General features: G+C 59.4%; 17 protein-coding genes and 1 pseudogene. 12 read left to right on the forward strand and 6 right to left on the reverse strand.

Going from position 1 to position 13,394, the window contains the following annotated elements; all coding sequences use genetic code 11:
- Positions 1 to 41 precede the first annotated feature (41 nt).
- A complete protein-coding gene (locus tag ACK3EW_RS02780) occupies positions 42 to 524 on the reverse strand; it encodes a hypothetical protein (RefSeq protein ID WP_493808357.1) in 483 nt (160 codons plus the stop codon).
- A 3-nt stretch (positions 525 to 527) separates the two neighbouring features.
- On the opposite strand from ACK3EW_RS02780, the gene ribA reads away from it, so the two are divergent.
- Genes ribA through ACK3EW_RS02805 form a run of 5 tightly spaced genes read left to right on the forward strand, consistent with a single transcriptional unit; the run spans position 528 to position 4,151 of the window.
- Entirely contained in the window at positions 528 to 1,187 is a 660-nt protein-coding gene (gene ribA, locus ACK3EW_RS02785; protein ID WP_493808358.1) for a GTP cyclohydrolase II, read from the forward strand.
- Positions 1,184 to 2,140, forward strand: a complete 957-nt coding sequence (locus ACK3EW_RS02790) for a zinc-dependent alcohol dehydrogenase (protein ID WP_493808359.1) — start codon at positions 1,184 to 1,186, stop codon at positions 2,138 to 2,140. Before ribA ends, ACK3EW_RS02790 begins: the two co-directional genes overlap by 4 nt.
- A 9-nt stretch (positions 2,141 to 2,149) precedes the next feature.
- A complete protein-coding gene (locus ACK3EW_RS02795) occupies positions 2,150 to 2,545 on the forward strand; it encodes a 6-pyruvoyl trahydropterin synthase family protein (RefSeq protein WP_493808360.1) in 396 nt (131 codons plus the stop codon).
- Positions 2,546 to 2,548: 3 nt separating this feature from the next.
- Complete coding sequence (locus tag ACK3EW_RS02800) at positions 2,549 to 3,340, forward strand: methyltransferase domain-containing protein (protein WP_493808361.1); 792 nt, start codon at positions 2,549 to 2,551, stop codon at positions 3,338 to 3,340.
- Entirely contained in the window at positions 3,327 to 4,151 is an 825-nt protein-coding gene (locus tag ACK3EW_RS02805) for a RibD family protein (protein ID WP_493808362.1), read from the forward strand. Before ACK3EW_RS02800 ends, ACK3EW_RS02805 begins: the two co-directional genes overlap by 14 nt.
- 24 nt (positions 4,152 to 4,175) lie before the next feature.
- Here the strand turns inward: ACK3EW_RS02805 and ACK3EW_RS02810 are convergent.
- Positions 4,176 to 4,437: pseudogene (locus tag ACK3EW_RS02810) on the reverse strand (integrase core domain-containing protein); the annotation flags it as partial.
- 474 nt (positions 4,438 to 4,911) lie between these two features.
- Here ACK3EW_RS02810 and ACK3EW_RS02815 point away from each other — a divergent pair.
- Genes ACK3EW_RS02815 through ACK3EW_RS02825 form a run of 3 tightly spaced genes read left to right on the forward strand, consistent with a single transcriptional unit; the run spans position 4,912 to position 7,221 of the window.
- Positions 4,912 to 5,619, forward strand: a complete 708-nt coding sequence (locus tag ACK3EW_RS02815) for an ABC transporter permease (RefSeq protein ID WP_085631581.1) — start codon at positions 4,912 to 4,914, stop codon at positions 5,617 to 5,619.
- Positions 5,612 to 6,367 (forward strand): ATP-binding cassette domain-containing protein, encoded by a 756-nt coding sequence (locus tag ACK3EW_RS02820; RefSeq protein ID WP_493808363.1) that lies wholly within the window; start codon positions 5,612 to 5,614, stop codon positions 6,365 to 6,367. Before ACK3EW_RS02815 ends, ACK3EW_RS02820 begins: the two co-directional genes overlap by 8 nt.
- 35 nt (positions 6,368 to 6,402) lie before the next feature.
- Complete coding sequence (locus ACK3EW_RS02825) at positions 6,403 to 7,221, forward strand: ABC transporter substrate-binding protein (RefSeq protein ID WP_493808364.1); 819 nt, start codon at positions 6,403 to 6,405, stop codon at positions 7,219 to 7,221.
- 88 nt (positions 7,222 to 7,309) lie between these two features.
- On the opposite strand, the gene ACK3EW_RS02830 is transcribed toward ACK3EW_RS02825, so the two are convergent.
- Positions 7,310 to 8,224, reverse strand: a complete 915-nt coding sequence (locus ACK3EW_RS02830; protein WP_493808365.1) for a DMT family transporter — start codon at positions 8,222 to 8,224, stop codon at positions 7,310 to 7,312.
- A gap of 72 nt (positions 8,225 to 8,296) precedes the next feature.
- Between ACK3EW_RS02830 and ACK3EW_RS02835 the strand changes: the two genes are divergently transcribed.
- Positions 8,297 to 9,229: an IS5 family transposase gene (locus ACK3EW_RS02835; protein ID WP_493806415.1), complete on the forward strand. Its 933-nt coding sequence runs from the start codon at positions 8,297 to 8,299 to the stop codon at positions 9,227 to 9,229.
- Between the two features lie 153 nt (positions 9,230 to 9,382).
- Here the strand turns inward: ACK3EW_RS02835 and ACK3EW_RS02840 are convergent, their stop codons facing one another.
- The gene (locus ACK3EW_RS02840; RefSeq protein WP_439119813.1) at positions 9,383 to 10,231 is read right to left on the reverse strand and encodes a fumarylacetoacetate hydrolase family protein; all 849 of its coding nucleotides are present in this window, start codon (positions 10,229 to 10,231) and stop codon (positions 9,383 to 9,385) included.
- A gap of 312 nt (positions 10,232 to 10,543) precedes the next feature.
- On the opposite strand from ACK3EW_RS02840, the gene ihfB reads away from it, so the two are divergent.
- Genes ihfB through ACK3EW_RS02855 form a run of 3 tightly spaced genes read left to right on the forward strand, consistent with a single transcriptional unit; the run spans position 10,544 to position 11,847 of the window.
- Complete coding sequence (ihfB, locus tag ACK3EW_RS02845) at positions 10,544 to 10,825, forward strand: integration host factor subunit beta (RefSeq protein ID WP_085631630.1); 282 nt, start codon at positions 10,544 to 10,546, stop codon at positions 10,823 to 10,825.
- A gap of 6 nt (positions 10,826 to 10,831) precedes the next feature.
- Positions 10,832 to 11,182: a lipopolysaccharide assembly protein LapA domain-containing protein gene (locus tag ACK3EW_RS02850; RefSeq protein ID WP_493808366.1), complete on the forward strand. Its 351-nt coding sequence runs from the start codon at positions 10,832 to 10,834 to the stop codon at positions 11,180 to 11,182.
- A gap of 8 nt (positions 11,183 to 11,190) precedes the next feature.
- Entirely contained in the window at positions 11,191 to 11,847 is a 657-nt protein-coding gene (locus tag ACK3EW_RS02855) for a phosphoribosylanthranilate isomerase (RefSeq protein WP_439119815.1), read from the forward strand.
- An 87-nt stretch (positions 11,848 to 11,934) separates the two neighbouring features.
- On the opposite strand, the gene ACK3EW_RS02860 is transcribed toward ACK3EW_RS02855, so the two are convergent.
- Positions 11,935 to 12,981 carry a quinone-dependent dihydroorotate dehydrogenase gene (locus ACK3EW_RS02860; protein ID WP_493808367.1) on the reverse strand — a complete coding sequence of 349 codons (1,047 nt, stop codon included), beginning with the start codon at positions 12,979 to 12,981 and terminating at the stop codon, positions 11,935 to 11,937.
- Positions 12,978 to 13,313: a DUF952 domain-containing protein gene (locus ACK3EW_RS02865; protein ID WP_493808368.1), complete on the reverse strand. Its 336-nt coding sequence runs from the start codon at positions 13,311 to 13,313 to the stop codon at positions 12,978 to 12,980. Before ACK3EW_RS02865 ends, ACK3EW_RS02860 begins: the two co-directional genes overlap by 4 nt.
- Positions 13,314 to 13,394 lie beyond the last annotated feature (81 nt).

The raw sequence follows: 13,394 nt of genomic DNA on the forward strand, positions 1-13,394 counted from the left end.
AACGAAATTACAGGTCACCAATGCCGTCAAGCCCGCTTGTCTCATCCGCGGCCGCCATAAAGCGGTCTGACCCACCCGAAGAAAGCCCCTTTCCCCTTCCGCTTGCGCCGCGCGGGATCGAGATCCTGTTGCGCATGCAAGGTGACCTTCGCTTGGGGCTCCCGGTCATCCTCAAAGACGGCGAGAGCCACATGTTGGTCGCTCTTGTCGAAAGCCTCACAGACGCCCGTTACGTCGCGATGACGGAAATCGGTCATCCCGAATTGGTTTTGACCCGGCGTCGCGCCGAAGCGCTGGGCATCCAACAAACAATGCAGGGCGATAGCTTGTGGTTTCGGGTGCCGGCGGGAAAGGATCTGGGCTGGATAGCGCGTGTCGCAGGTCAAAATGGGCTGGATGGTGCCGGCCATTTCAGCAGTCTGCCCATCCCAAACATTGGGAAACCAATTCATCAAACTGCGATTGGGCTTGCTAAGACCGTTAAGGCCATACCAGCAATCCTGTGTGTGCAATTGAACGGTCACGACATGGGCAGCATTTCCGAACTTGGCCTGACGACAATGCCCATCGACCTTGCGATCCAGGCGTTGGATGCGGCGAGCACGCAGTCCCAAGTCAGTTCGGCGCAGTTGCCGATGGACGCTGCATTAGCTGGACGCGTGCATGTCTTTCGGCCCGATAACGGTGGGCCTGAACACTATGCCATCGTGATCGGGCAACCCGACCTGTCCGGCTCTGTCACGGTTCGTCTGCATTCGGCCTGTTTCACCGGAGATGTGCTGGGCAGTCTCAAATGTGACTGTGGTCCGCAACTGCGCGCGGCTATGACGAAGATGGCATCTGGCGGAGGTGGGGTGCTCGTCTACCTCAATCAGGAAGGTCGTGGCATTGGGCTTGCCAACAAGATGCGCGCCTACGCGCTGCAGGATGCGGGCCTCGACACGGTCGAGGCGAACCATTGGCTTGGCTTTGAAGACGATCAACGCGATTTTCGGATCGGTGGCCAAATTCTGCAGAACATGGGTATCAACCGCGTTCGGCTGATCACGAATAATCCGGCCAAAGTGGCAAGCCTTGCTGCTCAGGGGGTTGAGGTAACAGAGCGCGTGCCGCTGAACGTCGGCCAGACAGCGCAAAACGCGCATTACTTGTCCACCAAGGTCCTCAAATCAGGCCACCTGCTGTGAAACATGCTCTTGCACTCTGGTGTGTGGACATGGGCACTGCCGAGATACGCCCCGGCAGCCTCGGTGACGGCGTGCTGGTTGAAGCTCTGTTCTCCGGCATCAGCCGCGGCACGGAGCGTTTGGTGTTCGAAGGACGTGTCCCCGCTTCGGAATATGAACGCATGCGCGGCCCGGCCATGGAAGGTGCGTTCCCGTTTCCTGTCAAATACGGCTACAATGTCGTTGGCCGTATCGCAGAGGGTCCGAACAAAGGACAACTGGTCTTTGCGCTGCATCCTCACCAGACGTGCTTTCGTTCGTCCGAGTTCGCCTTGGTCCCATTGCCCCAGAATGTGCCTCCTGATCGCGCCGTGTTGGGCGCAAACATGGAAACGGCTCTCAACCTTTTGTGGGACAGTGGTGCCGCCGCAGGAGACCGTATTGCGGTAATCGGGGCGGGGGTTGTCGGCGCGCTTGTGGCTTACCTTGCGTCGCGGCTGCCGGGGGCCGAGGTCACGTTGGTCGACCTGAATGCGGAACGGTCTTCACTTGCAGAAAGCTTGGGGTGTCAGTTTTCTCTGCCAGAACATGCCCCGCAAGATTGCGACTTGGTGTTCCACTTGTCGGCCAGTCCTGCGGGCCTTGCCACGGCAATCGATTGCGCAGGGATGGAGGCGACTGTTGTCGAGGGAAGCTGGTACGGTGATGCGAAAACATCAGTGCCGCTCGGGGGCGCGTTCCACTCTCGGCGTCTGCGGATTTGTAGCTCGCAGGTGGGGCAAATTCCCCCGGCGCGTGCCCCGCGCTGGAGTTACGGCCGCCGAATGGCCAAGGCACTGGAGTTGCTCGCTGATCCAGTTCTCGACACGCTTATTTCAGGCGAAACATCGTTCAACGAGTTGCCCGATCACTACGGCGGGATTTTGTCTGACCCCGCCACGCTCTGCCACCGTATTCGCTATGACTTACCCTGAGGAGGTACCATGTTCGCTGTAGAAGTCCGAGACCACATCATGATCGGCCATTCGCTGCCGTCGCCCGTATTCGGCCCTGCGCAGGGCATGCACGGTGCGACGTTTACGGTGGATGCCGCGTTTTTCACTGACGATATCGACGAGCATGGTTTGGTCGTGGATATCGGTCTTGCGACCGAAGCTTTGGCCGAAACGCTGGCACCGCTACGCTACAAAAACCTCGACGAGGTGCCTGAGTGCAAGGGCAAGTTCACGACCACTGAGTTTCTGTGCGGTCACATTTTCAAGACTATGGCGGATCACGTCCGAACAGGAAAGCTGGCCGACAATTCTCGGGTCAAGAAACTCCGCATCATGCTTCATGAAAGCCATGTTGCCCGCGCCTGGTACGAGGCAGAGGTCTGAGCCATGGGATTTTCTGCCGAATGGTTGTCCCTGCGCGAACCCGCTGATCGCGCTGCGCGCGATGAGGCGCTCGCACGGCAGGCTGCCATCGCGGCAGGTCCCAATCCCCTTGTGGTGGATTTCGGATGTGGAACAGGCGCAACTTGGCGCGCGCTTGCACCCTATCTTCCATCTGAGGCGCGTTGGCGCTTTATCGACAACGATCCCGCACTGTTGGCCGAAGCGGGCTGTGTTGCCGGGGGAAACGCTGACTTGGTTGAGGCGGATCTTGGCCAGATGGACACATTGCCTTTGGATGGGGCTTCTCTTGTCACCGCATCCGCATTGTTGGACCTCATGCCAGAGGCTTGGGTGGCGGATTTGGCAGGGCGGATGGACGTCCCGTTCTATGCGACGCTCAACTATGATGGGCGCATGTCATGGGATCCTGAACATCAGGATGATGCCGCGGTGACCGCAGCCTTCAATCAGCATCAGGTGGGTGACAAAGGTATAGGACCGGCGCTTGGACCACATTCAGCCAAGCGGACCATAGCGCTCTTCGAGGCGGCGGGTTTCACGGTCTTGAGTGCAGACAGCACTTGGTTGCTTGGGCCCGACATGGCGCCGTTGCAGCGCGAACTGACAGATGGGATCGCTCAGGCCGCTGCCGAAGTGGGGGCTCAAGACTCCGCCGCATCTTGGGGCCGTCACCGTCATGCCAGCGCTGGTCGCACACAGTGCCGTATCGGCCATATCGACATTCTGGCCCTACCATCCGGGAACTTGCAGGAGAGCACCCATGTCCTTCGTTGACGTCACGCCACGGGTTTGGCAGCGCTTGCTGGACGTCAGGTACGGACTTGCGTGCCCGTGCTGCGGGCGCTGGAGCCCCGGCGAGAAAGCGGCGCTGGAACTCTACGGTCCTATTGCGCGACGTGACATCGGGCCGATGACCATAGGCCAGATCGGCCAGTCACTGGACGGTCGCGTGGCAACCATCTCAGGCGACGCGCGGGATGTGTCCGGCCCTGACGGGTTGGCGCATCTGCACAGGATACGTGCACTAGTCGATGGTGTGGTCATCGGCGTTCGGACAGCGCTGCACGATTCACCAAGGCTGACGGTTCGGCTTTGTGAAGGACAAAACCCTGCCCGCGTGGTGATTGATCCGCAAGGACGGCTGTCCGATGACGCACCGGTCTTTGCCGATGATGGAACTCGAAAGTTCGTGATCCAAGGGGTCGACAGGGCGCGGCCCACGGGTGTCACCGTCATTCGGCTGGATGCACACGATAACAAGTTCGATCCTCGACAGATCTCGCTCGCGCTGCGCGCTGAGGGGTTGCGGAACCTGCTTGTCGAAGGGGGGTCTATCACGATTTCCCGATTCCTCGAGGCAGGGCTTCTGACCCGACTTCAGGTGGCTGTGGCTCCGCTCCTCATTGGGGGGGGACCCCAAGGTCTGACAATGCCTTCGCCAAGCGAGAAGCTCTCGGATGCGATCCGCCCGGATATGCGCGTGTTTTCGATTGGCTCGGATGTCGTTTTTGACTGTGGTCTCACGGCTGAGGCTGCTGCTGCCAAAGAGCCGATGCACGCAATTCAGGGAAGTGCAGTGCGTTGAACGGATCGTCGGCAGATTTCGCGCTTAGCCGACTGTCAGTTTGGTGGACAGAGGGTAGGTTTGCATAATTTGGTCCGTGAACGCCATGGGGTCTAGGTAGCCCAGCTTTGAATGGCGTCGCCTTGGATTGTTGAAGCGCTCGAAGTGGTCGAGCACATCGCTACGAGCGCTCATCGCGCGTCCGGTGGACCTTGCGGGCGGTGCGCTCGGTTTTCAGCGACGAGAGGAACCTCTCCATTGCCGAGTTGTCCCACACGTTGCCCGCCCGGCTCATTGAACAAGAGACCTAACGAAACATGGCGCAGAGTGCGCTGCGGCCCGAAGGCTACTTGACGATTGGACGAGTGCAGCGGGTTTATCAGCCAAAGAACTGGTAATCCTGTCGACCAACAGGCGGCTTGATGCTCGCGGACATACCCCGCACTGCCATGCCATCAACGCTCAGAAAGGCCTACGCATGGGAATCTGAGAGGCCTGACAGAAACGTGGGAGCAAGGCCCGGTCGGGATCAAAGCACCTTGCCGAAAAGGTTACGCGCCATTTGGTCTGCTGCTCACGCTGGCGATTTTTGGGCCATTGTCGCGCGGATCATTTGTATTCTTGACATAGGTTTCCGTAAAGAATGCAGTTATTCGCACCTTGTCGCTTTGCCAGTTTCAAAAATTTCCTGGCTAATGTTGATCAATTCCCACCTTGTACTTCTGTTCCGTAACTGCATAGCTGTTCTGGTGTCGGAAAATATGCAGCCATAGGGAATATCTTGCAAAGTATTTGGGAAGCATTGAGCCTTGCAGTTGCCCTTGTGTTGTCTGGCGATGCGGATTTGCTCGAGATCGTTCTGCTCTCGCTCCGGGTCAGTCTTACGGCAACGGCAATCGCGTGCCTGATCGGGCTGCCGATTGGAGCGCTTGTGGCCATAGGTCGGTTTCGGGGGCGCAGTGCGGTTTTGATTGTGATGAATGCTCTGATGGGGCTGCCGCCGGTTGTTGTGGGTCTGCTGGTTTACCTGCACCTGTCGCGGTCAGGCCCTCTGGGTTTCCTTGGTTTGCTATACACACCGACAGCGATGATTATTGCGCAGACCATCCTCATCGCGCCAATCGTGGCGGCGTTGTCGCGGCAAGTGCTGGAAGACCTGCATGCGGAATATGCCGAGCAGTTCCGTTCTCTTTGTCTGACGCGATTGCAGACGGTGCAGGCGCTTTTATGGGATGCACGCTACTCACTCCTGACCGTCGGTCTGGCAGGGTTCGGCCGTGCCGTCGCAGAGGTCGGGGCGGTGATCATCGTTGGCGGCAATATCGACCACCTGACGCGCGTTATGACGACGGCGATTGCGCTAGAGACATCCAAGGGCGATCTGGCGCTGGCGCTGGCGCTTGGTATCATTCTTCTGGTGATCGCGCTTGGCGTGAATGCGGCGGTGCAATCGGTCCGCATGACGGCTGCAAGGCAGGCTTATGTCTGACGCAATGACCATGGCAGGCGTTGAAGGGGCTGCGGATACACAAAGTTCGCCCATCCTGCCGCTTTCGGTTCGAGATGTCGTGTTGCGTTTCGGCGATGTGACCGTGCTTGATGGCGTGTCTCTCGATCTTGGCGCGTCTGGATGCACAATAGTCATGGGGCCAAACGGGTCTGGAAAAAGCCTGCTTCTCAAATTGCTCCACGGACTGATCCAACCATCCGAGGGCCAGCTTCTTTGGGGTCGTCATTCGGCGACGGAAGTCACCGCGCGTCAAGCGCTGGTGTTCCAGAAGCCGGTCCTGTTGCGCCGGTCCGTGGCTGCCAACATCGACTTTGTTCTGAACGCGCGTGGCAAGGCGCGTGCCCGGCGCGATGCGTTGCTTGATCATGTGGGTCTTACGCACAAGGCGAACCAACCAGCGCGTCTGCTGTCTGGCGGTGAGGCGCAGCGCTTGGCGTTGGCACGTGCGCTTGCCACCGATCCGGAGGTTTTGTTCCTCGATGAGCCAACAGCCAGCCTCGACCCGGCTTCAGTGCTTGCAATCGAACGGATCGTAAGTGACGCGCGCGGGCGCGGTGTTCGCATCATCTTCGTAACCCATGACATGGGGCAGGCCCGGCGCATGGCCGATGATGTCGTCTTCCTCCACAGGGGGCGTGTGGCCGAGCATAGTCCGGCGGCCGAGTTTTTCCCCAAGCCAAGCTGTGCTGCGGCGCGGGAATACCTGAACGGCGGGATCGTCTTCTGACACTGGCACAATAACCCAAAAAGGGAGAGACCAACGTGCTTAATCAACACCTGACCGCGACCGCAATCGCCTTGTTCATTGGCGGCGTAGTATGGGCGCAGGATCAGTCCATCATCGTCCAGTCGACCACATCGACTGCGAACTCGGGCCTCTATGACCATCTTCTGCCGATCTTTCAGGCGGAAACCGGCATTCAGGTCAACGTCGTGGCCGTGGGCACCGGACAGGCGATCAAGAACGCCAAAAACTGCGATGGCGACGTGTTGCTGGTTCACGCGAAGGCATCCGAGGAGAAATTCGTCGCCGACGGGTTTGGCACGAAGCGGACGAATCTGATGTACAATGATTTCGTTGTGGTCGGCCCCGCTGCAGACCCGGCGGGCGTCGCCGGTATGAATGATGTGCAGGGCGCGCTGGCCAAGATCGCTGAGGGAGGCGCGTTGTTTGCGTCACGCGGCGACGACAGTGGGACGCACAAAAAGGAAATGGCGCTTTGGGCGGACAGTGGTGTCGACCCGAGTGCCGCCAGTGGCGGATGGTATCGTGAAACCGGCTCGGGCATGGGGGCGACGCTCAATGCCGGGATTGGCATGGGGGCCTATGTCATGACGGACCGTGCCACCTGGATCAGCTTCGCGAACAAGCAGGACTACCAGATTGCGGTTCAAGGCGATGAGGATATGTTCAACCAGTACGGTGTAATCCCCGTAAACCCCGCGAGATGCCCATCCGTGAACGTGGATGCCGCGCAGACCTTTGCCGATTGGCTGGTTTCGGACGAAGGACAGGACGCCATTGCAGGTTACAAAGTGGCTGACCAACAACTGTTCTTCCCCAACGCGCCTGACAGCTGATGACTGCCGGGGCGGATGTTTCAGATCCGCCTCGCATAATTATCGAAGGACGCGTGCCGGCTGCTTTGGGATGTGTCTCAGATCATCCTCAAGGGGCGGTGATCGGTGGAGGTTTTCGTCTTTTGCCGGAAAGCGCATTTCCGGCAATTGCGGCAAGCAGGACAAGGCCGCCGAGCAGAGTATTGACGGTCGCGGTTTCGCCCAGAAACAGCCAGACCCAGAACGGACCAAGAAGCACCTCTGCCAAGGACAGCAAAGCAAGCTCCGCGGCAGGCAGGCTGCGTGATCCAAGCGTGTAGAGGATCAGCCCCGCCCCGACCTGGAACACTCCCATACCCATCGCAATGCCCCCATCGCGAGCGCCGATCATCAGTGACAGCCCCTGGTATTGGCAAACTCCGATCGTGATCACTATGGCGAACAGGCCGGATACAAACACGGAAGGCAGCATTTCCCCTGTCTTTCCCCAGCGCAACGCAACTGTGAAGATCGCGAACCCCAGTGCCGACCCAAGGGCGGCGAGGCTTCCCATCAGAGCGACGCTGCCGGATTTGTCTGCGACCATGATCGCGATCCCTCCGATGGCAACGGCAATCGCCACCCAGGTTGCTCTGCGCACCGGTTCGCGAAGAACGAGCCATCCCAGAACCGCCGCCATAAACGGCGCTGTCGCAAATAGCAGCATGGCATTCGCAACCGAGGTGTTCTGTATCGCGTAAATTCCACCGGAATAGGCGGCGACCAAAGACAGACCGGCGATGACTGCAGGCAAGCCGACACGACGGATTTGCACAAAAGGACTTTCCCCGGATCGGATGCGAATGACCAGGTATAGAAACACCGACATGCTGATCGATCGATAGAGCAGGATCTGCCAAACCACTGCCTCTTCGATCAGCCGGATGCCCAGACCCACAGTCGACCAGAGAACGCCAGCCGCAAAAACGAAGAGCACTCCGTGCTTGTGGGCATCGGCAGGTTTTACTGAAGTCACAACCGTCATCAGGTCGGCATTGTTGCAAAAGTCTGACGACGAAGGATTCACTTCGCGAATCCATGGCGTTAGACGCGGTGCATGAGCAAGCCATCTCCCGCCCGCTATCGCACGACGAACTGGTCCAGCTACAACGCGTCACTCAGGAAGCGGGGGTCTCTGCTCATCTGGGTCGACAAGGACATGACCTGGCGCGCGCCGCGTGACAGTCGACCCGGACGTCCGGCGGTGTTTTCCGATGCGGCCATACAGTTCTGCTTATCGATCAAAGTCCTGTTCAAGTTGCCGTTGCGCCAGACCGCCGGAATGGTGGCCAGCCTGCTGCGACTGGCCGGCCTGGACTGGCCCGTGCCGGACTTTTCCACGCTGTGCCGCAGGCAAAAGACCTTGGCCGTCCAGGTCCCGTATCGCCGTGCGGACGGCCCGCTGAACCTGCTGGTCGACAGCACCGGGATCAAGTTCCTCGGCGATGGCGAATGGCAGGCCCGCAAGCACGGGGTGCAAGGCCGACGCCAATGGCGCAAAGTCCATCTGGCCATGGACACCACCACCTCGGACATCCGGGCAGTCGAGTTCACCCCCAGCCGCGACGGCGACAGCCCCGTGCTGCCCGACCTGCTCGGCCAGATCCCGGCAGGTGAGCAGATAGGCACGGTCACCGCCGACGGCGCCTACGACACACGCCGCTGCCACAAGGCCATCATCGAACGCGACGCCGTTCCGATCATCCCGATCCGAAAGAACGGACGTCTCTGGAAAGAAGACTGCCCGGCTGCACGCGCCCGCAACGACACCCTGCGCGCGACGCGATACTACGGGCGGGCGTTCTGGAAACGCTGGACCGGATACCACGCCCGCAACCGGATCGAGGCGAAGATGCGCTGCCTGAAATCCTTCGGCGAGCGTATCATGGCAAGAGACCCCGACCGACAGACCGCCGAAATCCACATCCGCATCGCCCTCATGAACCGCTTCAACGCCCTCGGCACCGCCGAGATCGTCCGCGTGGCATAACGTCAGCGGGGTAAGGGGACGTCACGCCTCAGGCCGGGGTAATGCAACAACGCCCACTGAAGCCAAAGGTTGATCTGCCCAGACCCTAACGTCTGGGCAGATCATCATACTGCCAGAACCGGTAGGTAGGCTGGCCCTAGGCTTCGCCTGTCGTCAACTGTGTGCCGCGATGCAGGTTTGGCGCTGTTCGCCCAAGCCCTCGATGCTCAGCACCATGCTGTCACCTTCACCAAGATAAACTTGCGGTTTTTGACCCATTCCGACGCCCGGAGGCGTGCCAGTTGCGATCACGTCGCCCGGGTGAAGCGTCATGAACTGGGACAGATGCGAAATCACGGTCGCCACCGAGAAATGCATCGTGCGGGTGGAGCCATCCTGCATGGTCTGGCCGTTGACCGAAAGCGACATAGCGAGGTTCTGAGGATCGGCCACCTTGTCCGCTGTCACAAGCCATGGACCCATCGGTGCGAAGGTGTCGTGAGATTTGCCTTTGACCCACTGGCCCGAGCGGTGAAGCTGGAAGTCACGTTCGCTCACGTCGTTCACGATGCAATAGCCTGCAACATGCGACAGGGCGTCGGCCTCGGATACGTATTTTGCGCGGGTGCCGATCACCACGCCCAGTTCTACTTCCCAGTCCGCTTTGGTTGATCCGCGCGGGATCTCGATGGCGTCATTGGGGCCGCAGATCGATGAGGTGGCCTTGAAGAACACGATGGGTTCCTCGGGCAGTGCCATGTTTGCCTCGGCAGCGTGGTCGGCATAGTTGAGACCAATCGCGATCAGTTTGCCAACTGAACCGACACAAGCGCCGATCCGCGTATCGGCATCGACACGGGGCAGGGAGGTGGGATCAATCGCGCGGAGGCGATCGAGTGCTTCGGGCGTGACTGTCGTGCCGGTGATATCATCGACATGGGCAGACAGATCCCTGATCTGCCCGTCGTCATCTACCAGCCCGGGTTTCTCGGCGCCAAGCTCTCCGAAACGCAGCAGTTTCATGGGGTCTCCCTTTCGTATTTGGTTGCGCTTAATGAGCCAGCGAAGCTGTCGGAAGTCCAGAGGTTGGACCAGAATTCAAGGGCGATATCAGGCGCCAAACACGCGAATCGTAATGCAACTTACACACAGGCGCGCGCGCGCCGAACGCGGATTTTGCACCAAATCACCCCGGTGCCCGCCTTGGAACGGCTTAATTTGGCTTAACTTTCTGCCAAACGCGCAAACGCCGCGGTTTCCGTCTTGGATTGTCGTGCGTATACTCGACCGAAACAAAAGCACGGAACGGGCGTGTGGCCAGAGGGATGTGAGACGATGATACGGTCTGAGTTGATTCAAAAGATTGCTGACGACAATCCGCATTTGTACCAACGCGATGTCGAGCGGATCGTGAATACCATTTTTGAAGAAATCATCGACGCCATGGCACGTGGAGACCGGGTCGAGCTAAGGGGCTTCGGCGCGTTTTCGGTCAAGAAACGCGATGCCCGGACCGGCCGCAACCCGCGTACCGGCGAGGCGGTCGAAGTGGAAGAAAAGCATGTGCCGTTCTTTAAGACGGGCAAGCTGCTACGAGACAGATTGAACGGGAAGTAAAAACTGATGCGATACATTCGCTATGCATTTCTTGCGGCACTGGCCATCGCGCTGGTGTCTGTTGCACTCGCTAATCGTGACATGGTGATGCTGCAACTGCTGCCATCGGGGCTGTCTGATCTGGTTGGGATGAACCGATCGATCGAATTGCCGCTTTTCATCGTGATCTTTGGTGGCATCGTCGCAGGCCTGTTTATCGGCTTCGTGTGGGAATGGCTGCGCGAGCACAAGCATCGGGCCGCTGCCTCTCAACGTCAGGCCGAGGTTAAGCGATTAGAGCGCGAATTGCGTCGCACGAAAGCAGAGCGCGACAAAGACAAGGACGAAGTTCTGGCTCTTCTCGACGAGGCAAGCTGAGCGGTTCCATGACCCCAGGCATTCGCGTTAAAATCTGCGGGTTGACCCGACCCGAAGATGTGTCCGCGGTAGCGGATGCTGGCGCAGCCTATGCCGGTTTCGTGTTCTTTCCCAAAAGTCCGCGCAATGTGACCATCGAACAGGCGCGCCATCTGGCGGTTGAAGTGCCCGTCGGCGTGGCCAAAGTTGCCTTGGTGGTGAACGCCGATGATGCTCTTTTGGATGCGATCACCGCAGCGGTCCCATTGGACATTCTGCAATTGCACGGGTCCGAAAGTCCCAAGCGTGTTTCCGAGGTGCGCTCCCGCTATGGCTTGCCGGTGATGAAAGCGGTTGGCGTGGCGGACCAGGAAGATGTGGCGGCACTCGATCTCTACGCCGAAGTGGCGGATCAGATCCTCGTAGATGCCAAGCCTCCCAAAAACGCAGATTTGCCGGGCGGCAACGGAGTGTCCTTTGACTGGCGGCTGATCTCGGCGCGGCGGTGGTCAAAGCCGTGGATGCTGGCGGGCGGTTTGACGCCCGACAACGTAGCCGAGGCAATTGCCCTGACCGGGGCGAAACAGGTGGACGTGTCGTCTGGTGTTGAAACCGCGCCGGGTGTCAAGGACGCCGGGGTGATCCAGGAGTTCATTCAGGCGACGCGCGTGCCGGTCAAGCTCTAGCAGACGCGTCAGGGGTTTCCGCGGGCGGGAAATCCTTTGGCTCTTCCCCAGACCCAGAGATATTTGTGAAACACAGAAGAGGTGGGGTCAGGTCGCGGACCCGACTGCTTCAGCGACCGTATTAAATCCGTCACGCTTGAGCAAAGCATCCAGTCCGTTCGCGATCTTCGGCACGAGGCTTAGCCCCTCATAAGTCAGTGCAGAGTAGAGCTGCACCGCTGAAGCGCCCGCCTTGATCTTGGTGTAGGCGTCTTCTGGTGATGAAATGCCGCCAACGCCGATGATCGGCAGACGGCCTTCGGTCGCGTGGAAGAGTTGTGCAAGCACGCGGGTGGATTTCTCGAACAGGGGGCGCCCGGACAACCCGCCTTTTTCGGGTGCGTGCAGCGATGCGAGGCCCGCGCGATCAAGCGTCGTGTTTGTGGCAATCAGCCCGTCGATGCCCGAGGTCAAAGCGACTTCCGCCACATCTGTAATTTCCGCTTCGCTCAGATCCGGCGCGATCTTGAGGAAGATCGGAATCGGACGATCCAGGGCATTGCGGGTGTCCATCACACCTGCGAGCAAAGCCGCAAGCGCCTCTTTGCCTTGCAGGTCGCGTAGTTTCTCGGTGTTGGGCGAGCTGACATTGACTGTGGCGAAGTCGAGATGTGCCGCGCATGTGGCCAGCACCGTTGCGAAATCGCCTGCGCGGTTTTCGCTGTCTTTGTTTGCGCCAAGGTTGAGGCCGATGATCGCGTCGCTGGGGCGCTGTTCCAGACGTGTTGCAATGACCTTCATACCGTCATTGTTGAAACCGAACCGGTTGATCACGGCGCGATCTTCGGTCAATCGAAAAAGGCGGGGTTTCGGGTTGCCGGGTTGCGGGCGAGGAGTGGCGGCACCCACCTCTATGAAGCCGAAGCCGGCGCGTGACAGCGGGCGCAGAGCGGTTGCGTTCTTGTCAAAGCCAGCGGCTAGGCCCACCGGGTTTGGCAGGGTGAGACCCGCGAAAGACGTGCGCAGGCGCGGGCTGGTCACGGTGCCAACAGACGGCGTCAGCCCAAGCTGCAGGGCTTTGATCGCCAAACCATGTGCGGTTTCCGGGTCAAATCGGTGCAGCAGCTGCAATCCGGTCTGTTCGAACAAGCTCATGTGATATCGTCCGGGAAATCGTGACCGCTGCCCTGCATCGGCAGAGGTTTGGCCCAGACCACATCGGCCAACCGCAGGGGGCCGTAGAGATGTGGAAACAACGCGCCGCCACGGGATGGTTCCCACCGCAGTTCACCGGCCATGGTGTCTTCATCATAGGCCAAGAGCATCAACCTTTCGGCGCCTGAGAAATGCTTGGTCGCCGTTTCACGTACCTGTTCGGCAGTCGAGAAATGCACATAGCCATCGGATATGTCGATCGGTGCGCCGGAGGTTTCACCGTCGGACTGCAAGGCGGCCCATTCATCAGAGCGGAGGATTTTATAGATCATGGCTTTGGATGTGCCGTTTGTGCGTCGCGGCGTCAAGCGCTGTCATCTGCCTGTTGAAGATGCGGGCCATGGGCAAATGGG

This window comes from Marivita sp. NO-S04 (assembly GCF_059070475.1).

Excerpts from the sequence above, each read along its gene's own strand:
- ribA (WP_493808358.1), top strand. The coding sequence starts at position 528 with ATGGGCAGCATTTCCGAACTTGGCCTGACGACAATGCCCATCGACCTT.
- ACK3EW_RS02795 (WP_493808360.1), top strand. The coding sequence starts at position 2,150 with ATGTTCGCTGTAGAAGTCCGAGACCACATCATGATCGGCCATTCGCTG.
- ACK3EW_RS02800 (WP_493808361.1), top strand. The coding sequence starts at position 2,549 with ATGGGATTTTCTGCCGAATGGTTGTCCCTGCGCGAACCCGCTGATCGC.
- ACK3EW_RS02805 (WP_493808362.1), top strand. The coding sequence starts at position 3,327 with ATGTCCTTCGTTGACGTCACGCCACGGGTTTGGCAGCGCTTGCTGGAC.
- ACK3EW_RS02820 (WP_493808363.1), top strand. The coding sequence starts at position 5,612 with ATGTCTGACGCAATGACCATGGCAGGCGTTGAAGGGGCTGCGGATACA.
- ACK3EW_RS02830 (WP_493808365.1), bottom strand. The coding sequence starts at position 8,224 with ATGACGGTTGTGACTTCAGTAAAACCTGCCGATGCCCACAAGCACGGA.
- ACK3EW_RS02835 (WP_493806415.1), top strand. The coding sequence starts at position 8,297 with ATGAGCAAGCCATCTCCCGCCCGCTATCGCACGACGAACTGGTCCAGC.
- ACK3EW_RS02840 (WP_439119813.1), bottom strand. The coding sequence starts at position 10,231 with ATGAAACTGCTGCGTTTCGGAGAGCTTGGCGCCGAGAAACCCGGGCTG.
- ihfB (WP_085631630.1), top strand. The coding sequence starts at position 10,544 with ATGATACGGTCTGAGTTGATTCAAAAGATTGCTGACGACAATCCGCAT.
- ACK3EW_RS02850 (WP_493808366.1), top strand. The coding sequence starts at position 10,832 with ATGCGATACATTCGCTATGCATTTCTTGCGGCACTGGCCATCGCGCTG.
- ACK3EW_RS02855 (WP_439119815.1), top strand. The coding sequence starts at position 11,191 with ATGACCCCAGGCATTCGCGTTAAAATCTGCGGGTTGACCCGACCCGAA.
- ACK3EW_RS02860 (WP_493808367.1), bottom strand. The coding sequence starts at position 12,981 with ATGAGCTTGTTCGAACAGACCGGATTGCAGCTGCTGCACCGATTTGAC.
- ACK3EW_RS02865 (WP_493808368.1), bottom strand. The coding sequence starts at position 13,313 with ATGATCTATAAAATCCTCCGCTCTGATGAATGGGCCGCCTTGCAGTCC.